Below are 21,789 nucleotides of genomic sequence, written 5' to 3' on the forward strand. Positions count from 1 at the left end.
AGATAGGTTAATTCAGTGGCAGAATATCCGGCTCTTCTTCCGGATTGACGTAGGTTCGAGCCCTACACTTATCTTCGTATCTGGTATAGCTCAGCGGCAGAGCACCCGGCTCTTCACCCGGGAGGACACAGGTTCGAGCCCTGTTATCAGAACAAAAATTATATTCGATGAATCCTTTAATATTTTAAAGATTGGTGTTCATAAAAATATAATGTAATTGTCTTTATTTCCTTTTAATGAAGTTTAAAATTATCCTTTTTACTCTAACGGCATTATATTCAACATGTCAATCTCAAAGAAGAAATGATTTCCCAGATTCAGATAAAATTCCCAACTGCGATTTAATAAAAAAAGGAACTTTTTCAAGGGACGAAAAAGGTAACTCTGGTTTTAAAGTTAAATTCAATAATAATAAAATGACTGAAATCTATGGAAGAAAAACTGTTATTATAGAAAGTGATATAAAAATGCTGAGTAAATGTAAATTTGAGGCTGAAATAAAAAATGCCGGACAGCTTATTTTATGTTGGTAAAAAAACGGAATATGAAGTTGTAGAAACAGGAAAAAATTATATTATATATGATTATCGGTGCAATGAAGGCAAAAACATTTGTTCAGAAATTTTAGAAAAAAAATAAAAATCATGAGTAACACAAACACAAGATTACAAAACGTAAAAAAACTTCAGGCAAAAAGATGGGAAAATGAAGATCATTGGGATGCAATTAACGATCTTTTAATCAAAGAGCTAGATGAAATTTTAGCACTAGAACCGGAAAATACTTCAGCCTTAATTAACATCGGTGCAATCTATTCTGATATGGGAGAAGACGAGCAGGCTTTAAAATATCTTCACAGGGCATTAAATCTGGGTTCGGCGGATAAGAATCTGTTTATTAATCTTGCAATTGTGATGACTTACATGGGAAAGCATCCTGAAGAATATCATGAATTTTTGGAAATTGCAGAAGACAAAACAGAAGATCCGCTTACTTTTAAAGCTCATTTTGATCCGGAGTCGCGTTGAGAATTTTATCTAAAATAATGATTCGGTTTAATAATCAATTCCCAATTTTTCTGTAATTTCAGCATTTTTAAAAAACATAAATAATAACCATCTTATATGAAGAAAACAATTATTTCGGCATTTTTTATTATCATTTTTTCAGCTCTTAAAGCGCAGATTCCCACTGTAAAACCTTTGAATGTGGGTCTGGAGAAAAATTATCAAAACTTCAGTTCAAAAAAAGAAACGGTAATTCAAAAAGAAATCATAAAACTCGGTGACTTTAAAGACCTTCATTTTCAGAAAATTGTTCTTAAAGATTTGTCGGATGATTCTACGCTGAGTGTTTTGGGCATCATGACACTTTCCGAAACTTTCGACAACATTTCCAGAAAGACCATTACTCTGGAAAAAGATGAAGTCGAAAAACTCATCAATGCGCTTGAAAAAATTCAGCAGAACTCATCTTCCAAAACTGAAAACGACACCAAATACAAATACACCACCAAAAGCGGTATTGAAACAGGAAGCAACTACCATGCTGATCTGAAAACATGGGAATATTACCTGAAATTGCCAGCTACATTCTACAGTCAGAATGAAATACAGTTTTCCCAAAACGGACTTGCCGAATTGATAAAATTCCTTAAAACGGCAAATCATAAACTTTAAAATCAATAACTATGTTTACTTTCTTTAAAAGAAAAAAGCCGGAAGTTACCATCCATTCGGTTTCTATCCCCACTTTCGGATGGGAAATCGTCGATCAGAATGCGGAACGTATTGTGTGGGTGAATCCTGAGCAAAGCGCTTTAATTTCTCTCTATTTTTTCAATATTCCTCCTGATTTGCCAACTGTTAAAAATGCAGATGAATTAAGAAATTTTCACAGACATTCCATTTCAGCTTCCGGCGGTGGTATTGTTGAGGTTTCACTATTTAATCTTCATAACATACCCAGTGTAAAAATCATTTTTAAAATTCCGCAGGAAGAACATGGGATGACGTATCTTGCATCGGTTACCATTCCTTTTGAAAACTGCAGTTTCGTCATCAAAGCTCAGGCTGTTGAAACCGGAACAACAGGGATAAGAGATAATCTGATACTAAGCAGATTTCTCCAAAACGGCGAAGTTACATTCGATGATAATGGACTTAAAAACTGGTTTGAAGATCCGTACGAACCTTCGTTCAGATCCGGAACTCTTATGAACAAATCTGAAAGAGAAGAATATGACAGTGATTTTCCCGATCATCCCCTTTCCATCGTTCGAAGCATGATGAATAAAGCCATTCAGGAAGTTGTTTTAAAAGATGAACTAAAATATTTAAACATTTTCAACAAATAGTAAAACTTATAATAAAAACACCTGTAAAGTGTATAAAATAATACCAATCTGCATTTTCATGTGAAATTTTTCACTACCTTAGTTTTGAAATTTGCTGAAAAATAAGGCAATACATAAGATTATGGCAGAAAAACTTTATTTCATCAAAACCAATCCTGTTGCCGCAAAGATCAATCTATACAATAAAATCTGCCGCGAAGAAGAAGGTGCACTTCAGTTTTTTAAAGAAAATCAAAAAACAAGTTTTGAGCTTATTAAAAAGAAAGTTCAGGAGAATGCAGAAAGTCTTAATAAAGATGAAGTGGAAGATATTTTCAATTGGTTTGCATCAAAATACATTTCTGATCCGGAAGAAATGAAAACCCAGCTTTTCGTACACGGATTTGATATTTTTTATGAAATAAATAATGCAGAAAAAGTGGAAAATTTCAACACCCTTATTTCAGATTATGAAAAATATTCAACACAATATTTAGGCTACAAATGCAATACGGAAGATTTCAACCGCTTCCTGATCTATGGAATTTTTTTCACAGGATTTATTAATAAAAAGAAGGAAGATTATTTATCTGATTATTTACAGATTAATCATAAAGATCTGTTTTCCTTTGCAGAACAGAAGTTCAACGCCGGAAATACAGAACTTTATCAAGAAAATTATTTTCCCGATTTTAAGGAGCTGTACGACTGCACAAAGTTTTATAAAGGTTTAATTTTCAGACTTTAAAATAAGAAGAGGCTTTTTCAGGCCTCTTTTATTATTAAGTTCCTGTTTTTCATGAGATAATCCAGCGCTTCTTTTACTGCTGTCTCAGGATTTTTCGGTGCAAAGCCCAATTCATTTCTTGCCTTTGAAATATCAAAATTCTGCTGTAATCCGGAAAACATAGAAATATCCTTTCGCGTCAAAATAGGAGCTTTTCCTTTCAGTATTGCCGAAAATTCCATGATTCCCGCAATCAGCTTAAGGACAAATTTCGGAACCGACTGCGGAATTTTCAGGTTCAGTTCCGGATACAGTTTTTTTGCCAGAGCTGTTGTATCTGTGATCGTCATACATTCTTCATTTGCCAGAATATATCTTTCACCTGAACGTCCTTTCTGTGCTGCAAGATAACATCCTTCCGCCACATCTTTCACATCAATCCAATTAAGCGTAATTTTTGTATCAACAGGAATTTCTTTATTCAGAATTAATTTTAAGATACCGTAAGAAACATTCAGCGGAAGAAAAGCTTCCCCTCCTATCATCGCGGAAGGCATTACGGAAACCAGTTCTATTCCAAACTTTGCAGACAGTTCAAAAGCCAGCTTTTCACCGTCATTTTTAGAATTGTAATACATATCCCGACGATCCGGATTATAACCATAGCTTTCTTTTGTAGGAAGTCTGGTGTAATCCAGAGCTGCAATTGAACTTACGTAGACCATTTTTTTCACTCCCGCTTCAGCCGCTGCTTCAATCGTATTTCTTGTACCCTGCAGATTAACGTCATAAATTTCTTTTTCCGGATTTTTCGCCCAAAGTTTAAATGCGGCTCCAACGGCATAAAAAGTTTCCACTCCCTGCAAAGCCTTTACGAAAGATGCTTTATCCGTAATATCTGCCTGAACAACTTCGCAGTTTAATCCTTCAAAACATTTTTTTTGAGCTGTATTTCTTACTGTTGCTCTTACAGGAATTTCTTTTTGCAGTAACAATCTTACCAGATTATTTCCCAAATGTCCATTGGCTCCGGAAACCAGACTTAGTTTTTCTTGTATCATTTTTCATTATATTTTGACGATACAAAGTTCCCTGTCCTGATTCCAAAAGCACCTGACTTTTGTTAGTTAATCAGTTTTCTGCGGATTCTGCTGAGACTTTCGGGCTTCATTCCGAGAAAAGAAGCAATATACTGAACAGGAACAAACTGAATTATTTCCGGATAATTTTTCAGCAATTGAAGATACCGTTGTTCTGCATTTAATGTTGAAAGTTCTTTTGAACGGTTTTCGTTGTAAGTAATCGACTGATGGAAAACAGAAATACTGAAATCTTTCATTGCAGAACTTTCCAGTGTAAGCCTGTCCAGATTTTCCTTTGTAATTCTTAATAATTTACAATCTGTAATGCATTCCACATTTTCGTCTGATTTTGTCTGATTGATAAAGTGAAAGTATGAGGTAAAAAATCCGGGAGGACAATTGATATGGGTGGTTATTTCGTTTCCTTTTTCATCAGTATGAAACAATCTCAGATATCCGGAAACGATATAATACAGATGCACCGGAACACTACCCTTTTCTTCAATAATCGTATTTTTCGGATATTCCACAGGCTCGAAGCAGTCTTTAATCAGCCCGATTTCGTCAGTGTTGAAATGATGAAAAGACTGAAGATGCTGTATGAATTTGCCGTGCATGATAAAAATGAATGAGAAACACAAATTTAATGAAAATCAAAAGATATTTTGTTTCAAACTATTCTCTAAATTTACAAATTGCAAAGTACCATGAGAAACAACAAAAAAATAATAGAGTCTGATGAATTGGATATGCTTTTGATCCTTCTTCCTTCCGGATGGAGTGAATTTCTGCTTTACATTGATGGAAGAAACTTTAATTATTTAATCACTCATGCTTTTAATAATCCCTTTTCTCAAATCATGTATGCTGTTCTGGATCTGATAAAAGAGAAACAGGAAACTGAATTTATCTGGTACAACGAACCGGGAGGATGCAAATTTGAAATAAAACGAATAAAGGATAAACAGCACAAAGCAATTATTTCTGTATATGATTTTGAAGAATCTTACGGAGGACAGTTGAATTTTAAACTGGAAATACAGTTCGAAATTAAAATAAAACAATTTGTTTTGCTGTGTTACCTTCAATTGAAAAAAACGTATTTAATGCTTAATGATAAAGAATTTTCAGACAAAAGAAGCGGTGCCTTTCTTGTACAGAATTTCCATGATTTTGAAAGAAAAGTTGAAGATTTTCTGAAGAAAAAACAAATGATTTTTTAATAAAATTCTATATTTGCACTCATGAAGCACTTAAATAACCTATTGCGACTTCCTTTTTTCAGCAATTATTATTACCCGGATAATCGTTCGGGAAAACTTCTATAACTATATTCAGTAGAAATTTAATCTAAAAATATCATAGAACCCGGACAGTTTTGTTCGGGTTTTTTCATGCTTAAAAATTAAAAAAATGATCAGAAAATTAAAAGAGAATGCAGAAATTATTCTGCCGGAAAACGGACTGGAAGAGAAAATTCAGCAAGCCGAAAATGAGAAGAGAAAATTAATCATCAAACTTGGGTTTGATCCCACTGCTCCGGATCTGCATTTGGGACACGCAGTTGTTTTGAAAAAACTGAAACAGTTTCAGGATCTGGGACATCAGATTGTAATCATTGTCGGAAGTTTTACGGCAAGAATCGGCGATCCCACAGGAAAAAACAAGGCGAGAAAACCTTTAACCGCTGAGGAAGTTCATCATAATGCAGAAACGTATATCAGTCAGCTCTCCAAAGTTATTGATGTGGAAAAAACAAAAATCGTCTTTAATTCTGAATGGCTGGATGCGCTGAATTTTTCGGAAGTGATCCAACTGATGTCGAAAGTGACAGTTGCACAACTGATGCACAGAAATGACTTCAGCAAAAGGTTTTCTGAAAACACACCGATTGCCATGCACGAACTTGTATACCCTATTTTGCAGGGATTCGATTCTGTACAGATTAATTGTGACATTGAAATGGGCGGAACCGACCAGCTTTTCAACTGTACCATGGGGCGACAATTGCAGGAAAATCACGGAAAATCTCCGCAGATCGTGATGTGCATGCCTTTACTGAAAGGGCTTGACGGAAAGGAAAAGATGAGCAAATCTTTAAACAACATTATCGGATTAACTGACGAGCCGAATGAAATGTTTGGGAAAACGATGTCCATCCCGGATTCTCTGATTGATGAATTTATTGATTTTACCACGGATTTTTCTTCTGAAGAGAAAGAACGTTTAAAACAAAACATCAATGATGGTCAAAACCCGATGAATATTAAAAAGCTGATCGCTAAAAATATCATCACACAATATCATGATGCAGAATCAGCTGAAAATGCAGAGTTGTTTTTTATGAACCAGTTCCAGAGTAAAAATTTTAGAGAAAAAGTTTTTGAACCGGTTTTCATTGACTCTCTCCACCATATTCAGCATAAAATAGTCTTATCGGAATTATGCCATCAGCTGAAATGTAACGAAAGTAAATCTTTCATCCGAAGACTGATTGAAAACGGTGGAATTCAGATCAACAATATCAAATTAACAGATCCGAATGAAGAAATTAAATTAGAAAAAGGAATAAAAATTAAGATCGGAAAAAGAAGTTTTTTTGAACTTTTGTAAACATTAAATTTTAAGATTTTTTTTTCAATATATTCGTTTAGAAAATTTTAAAATAGAAACACAATCGCATGAGCTACATTATGGTCGATATAGAATCGGACGGACCGATTCCCGGAGATTTTTCAATGGTCTGTTTTGGAGCAGTTTTAGTAGACGAAAATCTGGAAACCACATTTTACGGAAAACTGAAGCCTGTTTCAGAGAAATTCAATCCCGAAGCTTTGGCAGTTTCCGGTTTTACGCGGGAAGAAACATTGGATTTTAATGATCCTGAAGAAGTGATGCTGAAATTTGAAGAATGGATTAAAGAAAATTCTAAAGGAAGACCTGTTTTCATCAGTGATAACAACGGCTTCGACTGGATGTTTATCTGTTGGTATTTTCATCATTTCATCGGGAGAAATCCATTCGGTTTTTCTTCCAGAAGACTTGCGGATCTGTATTGCGGACTGGAAAAAGACACTTTTGCCCAGTGGAAACATCTACGAAAAACTAAGCACACCCATCATCCCGTTGATGACGCAAAAGGAAATGCAGAAGTTTTGCTGTATATGAAAAAGGAAATGGGACTGAAAATCGGATTGAAATAAATGCTCTGTCTTAGTAAAATTCTGGTATTAAATGATAAAATAAAAAAGTATGCATTTTCAGCATACTTTTTTACTTATAGGTGTAAGGAACAAGAACCTCAATAAAATTATCCGTCCGGTGCGGTTCTCCAATGGCACGGAATTTCCAGTCGCCGTTGTGGCGGTAAACTTCCGCAAAAACCATAGAACACATTCCGTTCATACTGGCGTCACCAGAAAGACTGAATTTTGTAATTTCCCTTCCTCTTGCATCTACCGCACGGATAAATGCATTTTCTATCATTCCGAAATGTTGTCTGTTGAACAATCCCTGATAAATTGAAACTACAAACACAATTTTCTGATAGCGCTCATCCAGCTGATCCAGCAATACAATAATCTGTTCGTCGTCGCCATCTCCGGCTCCGGTTCTGTTATCTCCGGTCAGCCATATTTTTCCGCTGGGATGCCGCATAGAATTGAAATAGATTACGTCGCTTTTATACAGAGCAATCTCTCTTCCGTTTCTTCCGGGAACCGTCATTCCGAGATCCGCAACCTTCCCGTTTTTATCCAAAAGAAAAGCAATGGCATCCAGATCATATTCCGCACCGTCACTTATCCCGAAAAGACGGTTGAAAAAACCACCGGATCTTCTAACATCCCATCCTAAACCTATGGTTACAGATGACAGATCATATGCATCTTCTCCATGTTCATTTTTGCGGAGATTGATGGTCTGACCTTTTTGTAAGTTGATAGCCATTTTTATTTTATGATTTGTCCTTTATAATATTTTTCAAGAAAGAAACCCAGATCTGCTCTGTAGCCGATTCCCGAAGCTTCAAATTTCCAGCTTCCGCCACGTTTGTACAGCCTTCCGAATTCAATTCCGGTTTCTATGGAAAAATCTTCATCCAGTTCGTATTTGGCAATTTCCATATTGGTATTATTGTCTACAATTCTGATGTAAGAATTTCTTACCTGTCCGAAATTCTGCTTTCTCCTATCAAAATCTTCGATGGTAACAACAAAAAGAATTTCCTGAACTCTTTCGTCTACTTTTTCGAGATCAATAATGATGGCTTCATCATCATCTCCGTCGCTGTTTTTTCCACTTGGGTCATCTCCTGTATGTGTAAGTGCACCATCCGGCGAATGCAGGTTATTATAAAAAACAAAATATTCTTCACTCACCAGTTTTCGTTCCGCATCAATCATAATTGCGGAGGCATCAAGGTCAAAATCATATCCCATTCCTTCATTTGGATCCCATCCGAGACCGATGGTCATTTTTGTAAATCCAAGATCAATTCTTTGCCCTTTCTGTAAATTAATTGCCATAATAATGATATGTGTTTTATGTATTGTTTATCGAAGTTATGGCGGTTTTAGTAAATTTCCAAAAAATTTTGTGACAAAAAATTATGTAAATTGCAAAACATAAAATTTTGAAATTCATTAAAAATTAAGCCTAAAAAAATCCGATCGTTATGACCGGATTTTATATTTTCAAAAGATTTAATTAAAAGATAAATTATTCTGTAAATTCTTTTTTTACCACATTTTTGTTCCTTGCTCTTGCTAAAGCAGGAATTGAAAGCAATCCGGTAATAATTGTGAGCAGAAACTGTAAGGGCAGGGATATAAAAGAATATATTAATCCCATTTCACCGCCTGTTACAGCATTTTTACCTGCAGAAATAAAAAGAGCCATAAAGCCATATTTCATCGCCAGATTAAAAGCGCCAATTCCTCCGCTTGCCGGCACAATCATTCCGAAAGTTCCCACGGTAATAATAAAGAAGCCGTCTCCTATGGTAAAATCTGATGTTTCGGGAAGAGAAAAACATACAAGATAAGCAGCAAGAAAATAACATATCCAGATTCCTATTGTATAAAGAATGAATTTTCCTTTTTGTCTGAGCTTGAATATTGTGGTCAAGCCCTGTAAAATTCCTTTGGCAAATCCTATAAGTTTATCTTTTTTGTATTTAAACAAAATAATCAATCCTACGATTGCCAGCAGGAAAAGAGAAATCTTCATATAGAAATAAAAAGCAGTAAAATCTACAATTCCTATTTTCATTAGAAATTTTTCAAAAAAGCTATGCTCCACTTTTACCTTTTCCTCTTTTTGTCCGGTCGCAATATCATAGAACGAAAGAATAGCATCATACTTGAAAATGATGGTAAGCCCCAGAAAACCTATCATACAGATAAGGTCTACAACTCTTTCTAAAATAATAGTTCCGAAAGATTTATCAACAGGAACGTCTTCTACACCGTACAATGCTGTAGATCTTGCCAGTTCCCCACTTCTCGGAATCGTAAGATTCATTAAATATCCAAAAGATATGGTCCAGAAAGCATTTGCATCCGAAATTTTATATCCCATCGGTTCGAGAAGAATATTCCAGCGTATTGCACGCAGCCAATATGCTAACAAACCAAAGACACCTGCAATAAAGACCCAGGTATAATTTGCTCTTTCAATGGATTTCTGAATCACTTCAAAATCCAGCCCCTTTAAAGCAAACCATAAAAAAAAGCCTGCAAAAGCAAGCGAGATCACTATCGTAAGAATGGATTTCAGAGGATTTTTTGAGTTCTTCTCCATCCTGTTACGTTAAAAGGTTTGTTTTTTCGTCGGGGAAAACAATCTTCGGCTGGAAATTCTGCGCCTCTTCCGGAGTCATCTGTGCATAAGCGATAATAATAATGATATCATCTCTCTGTACTTTTCTCGCCGCAGGACCGTTAAGACAGACTTCTCCCGATTTTCTTTTACCTTTAATAACATAAGTGTCGAAACGCTCTCCGTTATTCACATTTACGATATAAACTCTTTCTCCCACTACCAAACCTGCAGCTTCAATAAGGTCTTCATCTATCGTGATACTCCCAATATAATTAAGGTCAGAAGCCGTAACTCTCACCCTGTGAATCTTAGACTTAAAAACTTCTATTAACATGGTGCAAATTTATTAATAATAATTTATAAAACCGTCTTTTAAAATGAATTTAAAACCAGCAGAAACCCAGAACTTTAATTTTATTAAACGTAATTTTTAAAGATTTTATTTACAGAATTTATAAACATATCCTGAAAACCATCAATACTTACTATACAATTCAGGATTTAATAAATACAAAAAATAATATTTCATTTTTGGTAAAGTCAATACAGATAAGCAATTGGCATGATTTTAGTAACGGGTAACGTAGATTTTTCGTAAAAAGCTGAATTATCATATTTTAACCAATTTTACTTAAAATCAAAAAATTTATTTATTTTTTTGCAAAAAAATTGCACATTTAGAAAATAGTATTATATTTGCTATTATAACGAACTAACTTTAATATTAAAAATTATGAACAAGTCTGAATTAATCGACGCAATCGCCAAAGATGCCGGCATCACTAAAGTTGCAGCTAAAGCTGCTTTAGAATCATTTATCTCTAACGTTACTACTACTTTAAAGAAAAAAGACGGAAAAGTTTCTTTAGTAGGGTTTGGAACTTTCTCAGTAGCTGAAAGAGCTGCAAGACAAGGAATCAACCCTGCAACTAAAAAGCCAATTAACATCGAAGCTAAGACTGTTGCTAAATTCAAAGCTGGTGCAGACCTTTCTGCAGCTGTTGCTTCAGCTAATGCTCCTGCTCCGGGTAAAAAGAAAAAATAATCACTCAGATTAAAGAAAAAATAAAACCTCATCGGATGATGAGGTTTTTTATTGCATCTATTTTAAGGAGCTAATCTCGCAATTTTCCAATCGAGACCATCCACCAATTCATAAACAATTCTATCGTGCAGACGGTTTGGTCTCCCCTGCCAGAATTCTATTTCATAAGGCTTTGCAATATACCCGCCCCAGTTTTCAGGTCTTGGAATTTCTGTGTCTGCGTACTTCTCTTCCAGTTGCTGAAGCTTGTCTTCCAAAAATTCACGGTTCGGAATTTCTTCACTTTGAGGAGAAACTACAGCTCCCAACTGACTTCCTTTTGGTCTGGAATGGAAATATCCGTCACTCAGGTTTTCTGCAATACGTTCCATCTCAGCTTTAATAATGATCTGCCTTTCCAGATTGGGCCAGAAAAAATGAAGACAGGCTTTGTGTGTCTTCTCTATGGATTTTCCTTTTCTGCTGTCATAATTGGTGTAAAAAATAAATCCTTCGTATGTATAAGCCTTTAACAACACCATTCTTGTACGCGGACAACCGTCGTTTTCCAGTGTAGAAAGTGCCATTGCATTCGCTTCAGAGATGTTCGGATTTTCGCTGGCTTCCATAAACCAGTCCCGAAACTGTTCAATAGGATTTTGTTTTATCTCACTTTCAATAAGTTGGGATTTCTCGTACACTTTTCTTTTATCGTGCAGGTTTTCCATAAATATTTTTTATTAAATTTGAGTATGAATTACTCTTACAAAGGTAAAATATTAATTTCCACACCCGACATTTCCGGCGATATTTTTTCCAGATCTGTTGTTTTGATTATTGAACATAATGAAAGTGGTGCATTTGGTTTAATATTAAATAAAAAAAACAACCAGATGAGCGGTAAATTCAAAGATTTTTTCGATTTCAGAATTGAAGTTTACGACGGTGGTCCTGTAGGAAATGACAAAGTTTTTTTTATTGTAAAAGGGGAAAAGGTAACTGAAATGTATACAGAAATTACCCCGGAATTTTATCTTACCGAAGATATTGAAAACATCATCAGCGCTGTTCTCAGCGGCGAACTGGACATCAATAATGTCAAAATATTTTCCGGCTATTCCGGATGGTCAGCTTTACAGCTTGAGGAAGAAATACAGAGAAAATTATGGACTGTGGTAGATGTTTACAATCTGGATTACACCTTGCCAAACGATCAAACCCTCTGGAAATCGATCATGCAGAATCTTGGTGGCGAATTTCTTTTATGGGCAAATTCTCCTGAAAATATTTCTTTAAACTAGCAAGAGAAATTCATTAATATTATTTAAATATTTAACAAATTTTAAGAAAACGTTAACCAATTTTAAGCAAAGGTTTTACGTTATCTGGTAAACTAAATCTCTGTGATATAAAAGGAACAAATGACTACTAAATAAAACAGGATCAAGAGATTAAAGTTCAACAATTTGACCAACGAGAAAAGTCAAAAACAAATTGCTGATAAATTTTCTGAAATTTTCAGAGAACAATAAATAAAGATACAAATTCTGATTTATCAGAATAAAAACCCGGTAAAGGACTTTCGGAACTTTGTTGTTTACCGGGTTTGTCAATTTTCATCTAGAAACTTTCTTTCCAGTTTTTAATAAGTTCCGTGAACCGCTGGTTTCCGAAAGTTTTATTTCTTATTTTACCTACAGAAAATATTCCTTTTTCATCCGAAATTAAGAGTATTTCTTCAGCTTTCTGAGACTCAAATGCAATAATCTCATGTTCCTGTATATCCGCAAGATTATTTTTGTGTAAAAAAGTTACAAAATTCTCCATAAGCGGCGAAATGTAGGCTCCTTCTGTCTGTTTTGGGATTTTGATCACATCACCTTCCAGAAACAAGAGATTCCCGAAAGTTGTACGCGCAATTCTTTTATTCGGGTTGAGAAGAATGACATCATCAAGATCGTTTTCCTGCGCATAAATTTCGCCGTAAATATTTTCCGGACTGTGAACCCTGATATTACTTAAAAGGTTGTTATTAACGTTTATTTCCTTAATTAAATCAAGTTCCAGATTTCTTTCATGCAATGCTAACAGATCTTGGGTTTCTGTAATTTCATAATAGTAAGAAACTGAGGATTTGGAAAGGGTAATTCCGTCCGAATTTCTGAAAACCTGAAAATTAATGATCGCATCCTGAATGCTTTTTCCTTCAATAACTTCTTTCTGAAATAATGTCTGAAAAAATTCAAGTGTGTAGGTTAAAGGAATATTCAGTCTCATTTTTCTCATGGAAGCCATCAGGAAGAAATAGCATTCTTCATCCATGATTAATTTTCCGTTTCTGATAAAAAAAGAAACCTTTACGGCGTCCCCCGAAAGAAAAGCTCTGTTTTTCACATTGATTTCGTCTGATGTAAAATATTGATTTTCCACTGTAATCTGATTTATTTACAAAAAAATAATGAACGATAAATCGTTCATCAGTTTTATAATTCAGCGTGCCTACGTTTAGGCTGCTCCTAATTTAATTCTAAGATTTTCGATAAGATTTTCCCAGTACATCGCATTTTCTTCTTCATCCCCTTCTTCACAGAAATCGGTAATGTTCAGAGACAGGTCTTCCGTAATGTCATCAATTGTGATCGTCATTTCAAAGAAATTTTTTGTTCCTTCATCTTCTTCCCATCGGAAACGTACGAAACCTTCAGGCTTATATCTTATTAAAGTAGCCTTCTCAGAAGGACCTCCACCCCAGCTGAAAAAGAAGTCATCACCTTTCTCTGTCACATCATCTGCAAACCATTCAGACAACCCTTCCGCCGTTGCCAGATATTCATATAAAATCTCTGATAAACAATGCATTGGGAATTCGTAATGGACTTTATGTTTCGCCATATAATCTTTGTTTTAATCGTTCCGCAATATATAAATTAATTTTTTTATTACACAAAAATGTGTTTACTTTTTTGCACAATCTTCATGATATTTGTCAGAGATTTTTAAATAGATGTTTAATTATTCTTTTAACATAATAACTCTACTTTAAGGGCATAAAAAAACTCTTCGGATGAAGAGCTGTATTATTTTAAAAATGAAAATTGAGTTCCACAAAACCTATTCTCCCGAATCCTGTTTCTGACCATGCCGTTTTATTATCTTTCTGAAAACTCGAACGGTCTACTACATAAATATATTTGTAATATAACATTGGTTCCGTAGAAAGGGAGAAATGAGGAGAAAGAAAATACTGTACTCCTAAAAACACGCCTAAACCATTATCATACTGCGGTTTATTAATGTTTTTGTAATTGGAATATCTGAAGAAGTAATCTGCTCCGTAGTAAAAATTCCATCTTCTGTATCTTTTCAGATTTCTGTCGATCCCAAGTTTAAAAGCGAATTGAGAATATCCGCCTTCACTGTCATCATTCTTAAAATCAAATCCTGTTCTGTAAGACCATTTGTTTTTCCCTGAATAACGATAGTTAATAATCATTGCGTTATCGTCGGATGCAAATACAGATTTAATAAATTTATTGAGACTAATTCCGACCTGATTTCTAGGAATAGCAAATAAACTATCATTTTGAGCCTGTGCAAAAACTGAAGCAGAAAGTACCAGCAAAAAAATTGAAATAATTCGTTTCATAATAAAAAACATCTCAAAGATCTGGTGAAACCTTTGAGATGTATGTTTTTTGTATTAATTATTAAAGATAATTAGCAAAAATAGCTTTAACTTTTTGCTCGAAATCACCGATGTAAACATCTGTATTTTCCGATGATCCATCGAAATATACAATAAAGAACTCTCCTTCTCCATTCACTGTTTTGTAAACAAGATCTCCGATTTTTTGTCCTAAATAAAATACTTCTCCTTTTGTATTATTATTAATCTGCGCATCGGTAGGATCTGCAAGCGGAGCAAGAGCTTCAACATTCATGGTTGCAACAATTTTAAGATCTCCTTCTTTAATAGAACCTGAAATGGTTTTAAAATCGTCTTTTGAAGAGATATTGGCGTAATCAGAATGTTTTAAGATTACATTGGCAATCACTTCGCTTGAAGATCCCTGAGGAATTGTATTGTTATACTTAAACTGGAAATCTTTAGCACTGTTTCTTGTCCATACAATATTCTGCGTCATTGGTGATGCAAAAATCTGAATATTTGCACTGATCGGCATACTGAAATTCGTACTGTTATCAAATGTTACATTGGATAAATCCATACTAAACACTGTATTTCCGCTTCTTTTCAATACAAGATTAAAGGTTTTAGGCAACCATACTACTTCAGAATTGTAACTTGTCTGAATATCTGTGTACGACGAAAGAGTTAATTCACTATCGATTACAGAAGAATTGGCTACGGACGGAAATTTCAATACAACATTGGAAGAATTGGCAATTTTTGTCCAGGTTCCGTTTGCATTGTTGTAAGTATACGTTCCTAATCTGTTGGCAAACTGAAGCTTGTTATTGATAAGCGCTTCTCCAAACTGATTTTCCCAGCCTTCTACAACATTGTTCAGATAACTGTCATCAAATTCCTGAGCGGTATTGTTAAACATTGAGTACAAAATGAATTTTGAAAGATCTCCATCATCCATTGTATTCAGTTTGCTGTAAAAACCGTCGATTGTTTTTTTAATGTTAGCTTTATCTTCATTAACGGTAGTGGTGTGGATAGAATCATCCGTAGAAGAACTGCAAGACTGAGTTCCCATGATTGTTGCAAACCCTAGTCCTGCAACGAGAATAATTTTTTTCATTAGTTATTATTTTTTTAAAACGGTGCGAAAGTAAAAATAATTTTTGTTTCCTACAAATTATTTAATACGTCAAGGATAATTTTACATCCTTCTGCTATTTCTTCTTTAGAAATGGTAAGCGGAGGAGAAATTCTCAGATATTCATTTCTGTAAAGCTGCCAGAAAACAATCAGTCCTTTTTCCATACATCTTTTCGCTACGTCTAAAGTATACTCCGGAGATCCCAGATTTAACGCTAACATGAGACCTTTACCGTTAATATTTTTTATTTTGGGATGAACCAGAAGACTTCTGTATAATTGTTCTTTTTCTTCCACTTCATTCATCAGCCCGCTTTCCAGAACTTCTTTCAAAGTTGCATAACTGGAAGCCGCAATAAGCGGATTTCCACCGAAAGTTGTGATGTGCCCTAATTTCGGAGAATGAGACAGTGTTTCCATAATTTCCCGTGAACTCATAAAAGCTCCTACAGGAACTCCGCCTCCCATTCCTTTTCCCATGACAAGAATATCCGGAACGATACCGAAATGTTCAAAAGAAAAAAGTTTTCCCGTTCTTCCGAATCCCGGCTGAATTTCATCCAGAATTAATAATGCTCCTACTTCTTCACATCTCTTTTTTAGTTTGATTAAATAATCATCATTAGGAACTAAAAATCCTGCCGCACCCTGAATGGTTTCTAAAATAACACAGGCTGTTTTCTCGGTAATTTTATCGAAATCTTTTTCATTGTTAAATTCAATGAACGAAACCATTGGCAATAACGGACGAAATTCTCTTTTATGAAACTCATTTCCGGATACACTTAACGCACCGTGTGTATTTCCGTGGTAAGAGTTTTTGAATGAAACAATTTCTTCTCTTCCGGTATATCTTTTTGCCAGCTTAAGACTTCCGTCTATGGCTTCTGCACCGCTGTTTACCAGATAAGTAATTTCTAAAGGATCGGGAGTAGCTTCTGCCAACAGCTTACATAAAGCCACCGGCTTTTCCTGTGCATATTCTCCGTAAACCATAACGTGAAGATATTTTTCTGCCTGTTCTTTAATGGCATCAACTACTTTTGGATGGGAATGTCCTAAAGTATTGGCAGAAACTCCCGCTACAAAATCCAGATATCTTCTTCCGTCTTTACCATAAATATAGCTTCCTTCCGCCTTCTCTACTTCAAAACCAGCAGCAAACTTTGTCGTCTGAGCCTGATATATAAAAAAATCCTTTTGCATTTCCATTGTTCCAAAATTTTAGCAAAACTATAAAAGATTCGGCAAACACCGAAATGAAACGGACAGAATAAAAAAATTGCCCGCAGAAAACTGCGGGCAATACCACCAAATCACAAAATATTAATATAGTTTCATATATTCTTAGGTAAATATATAGAAAAAAAACAATTAAAATACACATTCAATAAAAAATATTTACATTCAGTAGCAACATCGCAAATCAATTCAACAAACCATGAAAATTTATTAATTGAAAAACCGAATATTCATCAGGCTTTCCGCTTCACAGATTTTTGAATAAAACACTTTAAAAAAGTTTATTTTTTTTAAAGAAAATATGAGCTACCGACTTATTTCAGGGAGTTTTATAAAAATAAATCACCATTTTAAATGAATAAAATGGTGACTATTTATATTTTTCGGCTTTTTAACTTAAAAAAATACGAATTATCTTCTTACACGTTTCGGTTTTTTCGCCTCTTCTTTAGCTTTAGCTTTTTCTACTGCTTCCTGAGCTTTATTATAAAGTGTATTGTCGGCTTCGTATTTCACTTCCTCATAATTAGGGGTATCCACGAGAATATCCTGCCATTTCAGAATCCTGTCTTTTGTATTCCAGTTAAAATCCGGAAATTTCCGCCTTTCGGGTTCTATCATACTCATAGGATAGGTATCTGATGCCGCTCCGATATTACAGGCAACAACATACAGCATTTTTTCTTCAAAAACAGCATCAATAATACCGCATGAAGTGAGAGAAATCCCGATTCTTTCTTTTCCCTTTGTCTGCTCGTTTTCATCATCGGAATAAGTAATTGCCTGAGCATTTCCGATTACTTTTGCTTCTTTGATGTTGTTATCTTCTCCGTAATAAACCGTCATCAGTTTCCCTTTTACCTGATTGAATTCGTCTTTCATATTCAGAGAATCGACTTTACTGATGGCAAAAGCATTCCCGATAACTTTTAAGGAATCTATATTTTCTTTTTGGGTATTAAAATAAGCTTCAACTTTATCTCCGGTTACCTGTTTTCCGTTGCTCCAAAGGATTGGATTGGTATACATATGAAGAACTCCGTCCGTTTCATTGAAAGCAATGGAATCTGCTCTTCCCTGTGCATTGGATTTATAAAAACGTCCTTTCTTATACGCCCTAAGAAAACTTTTCTTCACCTTGATATCTTCTGGATCCGGTTTTTGAAAAGAAATAATTTTTTCTGCCGCAAAATACATCGAATCTTTTTCCAGAGCCTTTACTGCATACGGATTTTTGGTCATCATGGCAGAATCTTTCTTTTCGTAAATTTCTCCGTAACCTCCTTTTATGAATCTTCTTTCGTTCGGATCATCCAGCGTTACATTCCCTGTTGCTTTTCCGAAACCTGACAACTGGTTGTAATACATTTCATCTCCGGTAAGGATTTTATCGTTATAATATACTCTGGAGTTTTTGTATAAGAAAGCTTCCTTCGTATTCGTATTGTAATTTCCTTTATCGGTAACAATTCGGTTTTTAGGATTTTTCTTGTTGATGATCGTTGTCGGCCCGTTGATGTTTACGATGTTAGTATTCTGATTCTGAACCACATTATCTCCTTCCAGAATGTACTGGGCATCTTCTATTTTCACTCTTCCGGAAAGATCAATCGTTCTGGTTGTCAGAAAATAGGTTGCTGTTTTGGAATACGTTGTACTTTTTCCGTCGTTAATGGTTCCTCCGGTGTTGTAATATGCCTGATTGGAAAGTCTGTCGTAATACATGGTTTCCGTTTTTATCACCGTTCCTTTCGGATCGGTAAGAACTACATTTTTCCGGGCAATCCCTTTTTGTGTATTTCCATCGTACTCCATTTCATCGGCTGTAATTACTGAACCATCGGCGTTTTGCAGTTTTACATTTCCGATGGCTTTGATGAAATTCTGTTCTTCATATACGATCACAAGATCTGCATTCAGCAAAGAACCCTGATGCGAAAACTGTACATTCCCCACGAAATAATTATTTCCGTCGTATTTATCATCCTTTCTTAATTCATCAGAATGGATGTGCTTCACCTTTTCAGCAGGCGGAGCATTTTTTTGAGGAGTCGTGTTGGTAAAATAAGGATCTTTTTGCAGAGTTTTCGGCTGGTTCTGTGCAAATAAAAACGTTGAAACAGAGACTAGGAATAAAGCAAATAGTCTCATGAATTGATTAATCATTCTTTGTGCCATAAAAATACAGCGAATGGGAATCAATTTTTACGCCAAATGCCTGTTCAATTGCTTCTTTTATTCCTTGAATTCTCGGATCACAAAACTCGATGATCTCTTCAATCTCCTTATCTGAATCTTTTTTATACACGACTAAATGATCGTGCTGTTTATCAAAATAAGATTTTTCGTAAGAGGAAGAAGTGAGTGTTTTTTCTCCGAACTGATGCTTACGGATAAGTCCTGCATCAAGGAAAATTTCAATTGTATTGTAAATTGTTGCTTTGGAAACGTGGTATTTTTTCTGCAACATTAAAAGGTACAGATCATCCACATTGAAGTGATGATCCATACCGTATATTTCTTCAAGTATTGTATATCTTTCAGGCGTGTTTCTGAAACCTTTTTCCAATAAATAGTTTCTTAAAACATCCTTTATCAGCGCAATATTTTTTTCTTTTTGTATCGTATCCATCAAAAAATTTATCTACAAATTTATTGATTTTTATTTAAATACAAATTGTCATACTGTGTTAAAGAATTTAACCTTTGTGGCGGATAAATTCGCACTGCTCGATTTTGGATTTTCCGACGCAGTCTTCCGTCATAGGCGCAGATTCTACCACAACGTTGTGGGAAGTGATTCCCCATGCTTTAAAGTCGTCGCTTCCGATATATTTAACAAAATTATAAATATTAAGAATGATTTTTTCTTTAACCGTAAGAAGAATATCGTTGATATAGGTATTGTCTATAATCACATACTTCAGATCCGGCGGAATATTATGCGCTCTTAATGAAGGATGGCTGCTTCTTGAAGGAATTGTTCCGTCTGCCATCAGATCTCTGAGAACCATGTCGAAATAATCGTTAATTCTTCGGTCTATCTTAAATCCTAACATGAAGTTAATTTTATAGATCGTTCCCGGAAGAACTTCGTCCACCGCATACTTGAAGGTATACGGATCTTCCTGATTGGTAATGCTTAATATGAAATAATGATCGGCTCTTTTCGGCTGTTTTTTGATGATTGAATAAATAATCTTCGATTCGATCTCATCATTTCTCTTCGCACGGCTTAAATACGCTAAGTTAGTCGCATATTTAGGAATTGTTTCATCAAGCTTCATATCTTTAATGATCGGAATATAGGTCTCAAGCTTAATAAATTTGATGAATTTTGTTTTAATAGATCTTCCGTTGTACCAAGCATACATACAAACTCCGATAGATCCAGCCAATACGACCGTAATCCATCCTCCTTCCATGAATTTGATTACGTTTGCACTGAAGAAACCTAATTCGATTGCCATATAAACAAACGCAAAAACAAGGATTAACGCTTTGTTTACTCTATGTTTTAATAACCAATAAACTAAAAGAACCGTGGTCATTAACATGGTTACCGTAATGGATAAACCGTAAGCCGCTTCCATTTTTCCTGATTCTTTGAAGTGAAGAACCACCACAATACAGAATAGTAAAAGCCCCCAGTTAATTCTTGGGATGTACATTTGTCCTTTTACTCCGGAAGGATAATCAATTTTCTGGTTAGGCCATAAATTTAAGGACATTGCCTCTGAGAAAATGGTAAATGATCCTGTAATTAAAGCCTGACTGGCAATAATTGCCGCCGCTGTAGCCAGAATAACTCCCGGAACAACCATCCACTCTTCCATGATTCCGAAGAAAGGATTTATTACCGAAAAGCCGGGTTTACCGTAATTGGTTAAAAGCCACGCTCCCTGTCCCAAATAATTTAAGATCAGCATGATTTTTACAAATGCCCAGCTTACACGGATATTTTTGGCACCGCAATGTCCTAAGTCGGAATAAAGAGCTTCCGCTCCGGTCGTACAAAGGAAAACCGCTCCTAAAATTACAATTGCGCTCGGAGAGTTGGCAATAAGTTTATAGGCATAATAAGGATTGAAAGATCTTAAAATCTCAAGATTTTCGCTCAAATGAGACAATCCCAAACCTCCCAAAACGAGGAACCAGATTACCATGACAGGTCCGAAGAATTTCCCGATAAAGCTCGTACCAAACTGCTGAACCACGAAGATCATAATAAGAATCGCAATGGTGATCGGAACAACCGGTGTATCCGGATTATAAATTTCAAGACCTTCAATTGCAGACATTACCGTAAGCGAAGGTGTGATTACTCCGTCCGCAATAAGCGCGGCAGCTCCTACGATAGCAATAAGATAGAGCCAGCCTTTTTTAAGATTTTTAACCAGAGAAAACAATGCTAAAATTCCCCCTTCTCCTTTGTTGTCTGCTCTAAGAGCAATGATCACATATTTAATTGTTGTCTGAAGTGTAAGTGTCCAGATAATACAGGACAACGCCCCTTCGATATACTCATTGAAAGGCATCGTACTTCCTTCTCCTCTTGCGTTAACAATCGCTTTCATAACGTAAAGCGGGGAAGTACCGATATCTCCGAATACAATTCCGAGTGACACTAAAATTCCAATGAAAGAAAGCTTTTTGATGTCAAAATGATGACCGCCTTCTGTAACTTCTGCCATACCAGCTAATTTAATTTTTAAACGCGCAAATTTAAGCCAAATTTACATCCCCATGAATTTTTCTTCATGA

25 protein-coding genes and 2 tRNA genes are annotated in these 21,789 nt (G+C 35.2%); 12 read left to right on the plus strand and 15 right to left on the minus strand.

Annotated features, from left to right (window positions below; all coding sequences use genetic code 11):
* Position 1: 1 nt before the first annotated feature.
* From KKI44_RS08925 to KKI44_RS08955, 7 genes are all read left to right on the plus strand, one after another.
* A tRNA-OTHER gene (locus KKI44_RS08925) sits at positions 2-74 on the plus strand.
* Positions 75-79: 5 nt separating this feature from the next.
* A tRNA-Lys gene (locus KKI44_RS08930) sits at positions 80-152 on the plus strand.
* An 84-nt stretch (positions 153-236) separates the two neighbouring features.
* On the plus strand, positions 237-533 hold the full coding sequence (locus tag KKI44_RS08935) for a hypothetical protein (protein ID WP_214590684.1): 297 nt from the start codon (positions 237-239) through the stop codon (positions 531-533).
* A gap of 111 nt (positions 534-644) precedes the next feature.
* A complete protein-coding gene (locus tag KKI44_RS08940) occupies positions 645-1,028 on the plus strand; it encodes a tetratricopeptide repeat protein (protein WP_214590685.1) in 384 nt (127 codons plus the stop codon).
* A 96-nt stretch (positions 1,029-1,124) separates the two neighbouring features.
* Positions 1,125-1,679 (plus strand): hypothetical protein, encoded by a 555-nt coding sequence (locus tag KKI44_RS08945; protein WP_214590686.1) that lies wholly within the window; start codon positions 1,125-1,127, stop codon positions 1,677-1,679.
* Positions 1,680-1,690: 11 nt separating this feature from the next.
* Positions 1,691-2,356: a hypothetical protein gene (locus KKI44_RS08950; protein ID WP_214590687.1), complete on the plus strand. Its 666-nt coding sequence runs from the start codon at positions 1,691-1,693 to the stop codon at positions 2,354-2,356.
* A gap of 121 nt (positions 2,357-2,477) precedes the next feature.
* Positions 2,478-3,083: a hypothetical protein gene (locus tag KKI44_RS08955; RefSeq protein ID WP_214590688.1), complete on the plus strand. Its 606-nt coding sequence runs from the start codon at positions 2,478-2,480 to the stop codon at positions 3,081-3,083.
* Between the two features lie 17 nt (positions 3,084-3,100).
* Here the strand turns inward: KKI44_RS08955 and KKI44_RS08960 are convergent, their stop codons facing one another.
* Both KKI44_RS08960 and KKI44_RS08965 read right to left on the minus strand, forming a co-directional pair.
* A complete protein-coding gene (locus KKI44_RS08960; RefSeq protein WP_214590689.1) occupies positions 3,101-4,123 on the minus strand; it encodes an NAD-dependent epimerase/dehydratase family protein in 1,023 nt (340 codons plus the stop codon).
* 62 nt (positions 4,124-4,185) lie between these two features.
* Entirely contained in the window at positions 4,186-4,761 is a 576-nt protein-coding gene (locus tag KKI44_RS08965) for a Crp/Fnr family transcriptional regulator (RefSeq protein WP_214590690.1), read from the minus strand.
* A gap of 90 nt (positions 4,762-4,851) precedes the next feature.
* On the opposite strand from KKI44_RS08965, the gene KKI44_RS08970 reads away from it, so the two are divergent.
* The 3 genes from KKI44_RS08970 (at position 4,852) to KKI44_RS08980 (ending at position 7,347) form a co-directional block, all read left to right on the plus strand.
* On the plus strand, positions 4,852-5,367 hold the full coding sequence (locus KKI44_RS08970) for a hypothetical protein (protein WP_214590691.1): 516 nt from the start codon (positions 4,852-4,854) through the stop codon (positions 5,365-5,367).
* A gap of 190 nt (positions 5,368-5,557) precedes the next feature.
* Positions 5,558-6,757 (plus strand): tyrosine--tRNA ligase, encoded by a 1,200-nt coding sequence (gene tyrS / locus KKI44_RS08975; RefSeq protein WP_214590692.1) that lies wholly within the window; start codon positions 5,558-5,560, stop codon positions 6,755-6,757.
* A gap of 68 nt (positions 6,758-6,825) precedes the next feature.
* Complete coding sequence (locus KKI44_RS08980) at positions 6,826-7,347, plus strand: 3'-5' exoribonuclease domain-containing protein (protein WP_214590693.1); 522 nt, start codon at positions 6,826-6,828, stop codon at positions 7,345-7,347.
* A 70-nt stretch (positions 7,348-7,417) separates the two neighbouring features.
* Here KKI44_RS08980 and KKI44_RS08985 read toward each other — a convergent pair whose 3' ends face one another.
* The 4 genes from KKI44_RS08985 to panD all read right to left on the minus strand — a co-directional run bounded on the left by KKI44_RS08985 (position 7,418) and on the right by panD (position 10,301).
* On the minus strand, positions 7,418-8,092 hold the full coding sequence (locus tag KKI44_RS08985; RefSeq protein ID WP_214590694.1) for a TerD family protein: 675 nt from the start codon (positions 8,090-8,092) through the stop codon (positions 7,418-7,420).
* Positions 8,093-8,094: 2 nt separating this feature from the next.
* Positions 8,095-8,670, minus strand: coding sequence for a TerD family protein (locus KKI44_RS08990; protein WP_214590695.1), 576 nt, complete (start codon positions 8,668-8,670; stop codon positions 8,095-8,097).
* A gap of 193 nt (positions 8,671-8,863) precedes the next feature.
* Positions 8,864-9,946, minus strand: a complete 1,083-nt coding sequence (locus tag KKI44_RS08995) for a lysylphosphatidylglycerol synthase transmembrane domain-containing protein (RefSeq protein ID WP_214590696.1) — start codon at positions 9,944-9,946, stop codon at positions 8,864-8,866.
* A 4-nt stretch (positions 9,947-9,950) separates the two neighbouring features.
* Positions 9,951-10,301 (minus strand): aspartate 1-decarboxylase, encoded by a 351-nt coding sequence (gene panD / locus KKI44_RS09000; RefSeq protein ID WP_048511083.1) that lies wholly within the window; start codon positions 10,299-10,301, stop codon positions 9,951-9,953.
* A 399-nt stretch (positions 10,302-10,700) separates the two neighbouring features.
* Between panD and KKI44_RS09005 the strand changes: the two genes are divergently transcribed.
* Positions 10,701-11,012, plus strand: a complete 312-nt coding sequence (locus tag KKI44_RS09005) for an HU family DNA-binding protein (RefSeq protein WP_214590697.1) — start codon at positions 10,701-10,703, stop codon at positions 11,010-11,012.
* Positions 11,013-11,074: 62 nt separating this feature from the next.
* Here KKI44_RS09005 and pdxH read toward each other — a convergent pair whose 3' ends face one another.
* Entirely contained in the window at positions 11,075-11,719 is a 645-nt protein-coding gene (pdxH, locus tag KKI44_RS09010) for a pyridoxamine 5'-phosphate oxidase (RefSeq protein WP_214590698.1), read from the minus strand.
* Between the two features lie 24 nt (positions 11,720-11,743).
* On the opposite strand from pdxH, the gene KKI44_RS09015 reads away from it, so the two are divergent.
* Positions 11,744-12,292 (plus strand): YqgE/AlgH family protein, encoded by a 549-nt coding sequence (locus KKI44_RS09015; protein ID WP_214590699.1) that lies wholly within the window; start codon positions 11,744-11,746, stop codon positions 12,290-12,292.
* A 319-nt stretch (positions 12,293-12,611) separates the two neighbouring features.
* On the opposite strand, the gene KKI44_RS09020 is transcribed toward KKI44_RS09015, so the two are convergent.
* The 8 genes from KKI44_RS09020 to KKI44_RS09055 form a co-directional block, all read right to left on the minus strand.
* Positions 12,612-13,421, minus strand: coding sequence for an aminotransferase class IV (locus KKI44_RS09020; RefSeq protein ID WP_214590700.1), 810 nt, complete (start codon positions 13,419-13,421; stop codon positions 12,612-12,614).
* 75 nt (positions 13,422-13,496) lie between these two features.
* The gene (locus KKI44_RS09025) at positions 13,497-13,883 is read right to left on the minus strand and encodes an START-like domain-containing protein (protein WP_214590701.1); all 387 of its coding nucleotides are present in this window, start codon (positions 13,881-13,883) and stop codon (positions 13,497-13,499) included.
* Between the two features lie 190 nt (positions 13,884-14,073).
* Complete coding sequence (locus KKI44_RS09030; protein ID WP_214590702.1) at positions 14,074-14,637, minus strand: outer membrane beta-barrel protein; 564 nt, start codon at positions 14,635-14,637, stop codon at positions 14,074-14,076.
* Between the two features lie 61 nt (positions 14,638-14,698).
* Entirely contained in the window at positions 14,699-15,763 is a 1,065-nt protein-coding gene (locus KKI44_RS09035) for a hypothetical protein (protein WP_214590703.1), read from the minus strand.
* A gap of 50 nt (positions 15,764-15,813) precedes the next feature.
* On the minus strand, positions 15,814-16,989 hold the full coding sequence (locus KKI44_RS09040) for an aspartate aminotransferase family protein (protein ID WP_214591125.1): 1,176 nt from the start codon (positions 16,987-16,989) through the stop codon (positions 15,814-15,816).
* Positions 16,990-17,436: 447 nt separating this feature from the next.
* Positions 17,437-19,176: an OstA-like protein gene (locus KKI44_RS09045; protein ID WP_214591126.1), complete on the minus strand. Its 1,740-nt coding sequence runs from the start codon at positions 19,174-19,176 to the stop codon at positions 17,437-17,439.
* Positions 19,177-19,183: 7 nt separating this feature from the next.
* Positions 19,184-19,657: a Fur family transcriptional regulator gene (locus KKI44_RS09050; protein WP_076396095.1), complete on the minus strand. Its 474-nt coding sequence runs from the start codon at positions 19,655-19,657 to the stop codon at positions 19,184-19,186.
* 67 nt (positions 19,658-19,724) lie between these two features.
* Positions 19,725-21,719, minus strand: coding sequence for a KUP/HAK/KT family potassium transporter (locus KKI44_RS09055; RefSeq protein WP_214590704.1), 1,995 nt, complete (start codon positions 21,717-21,719; stop codon positions 19,725-19,727).
* Positions 21,720-21,789: the final 70 nt, after the last annotated feature.

Origin of the sequence: Chryseobacterium sp. ZHDP1 (assembly GCF_018603435.1) — a bacterium.
Classification (GTDB): domain Bacteria; phylum Bacteroidota; class Bacteroidia; order Flavobacteriales; family Weeksellaceae; genus Chryseobacterium; species Chryseobacterium indicum.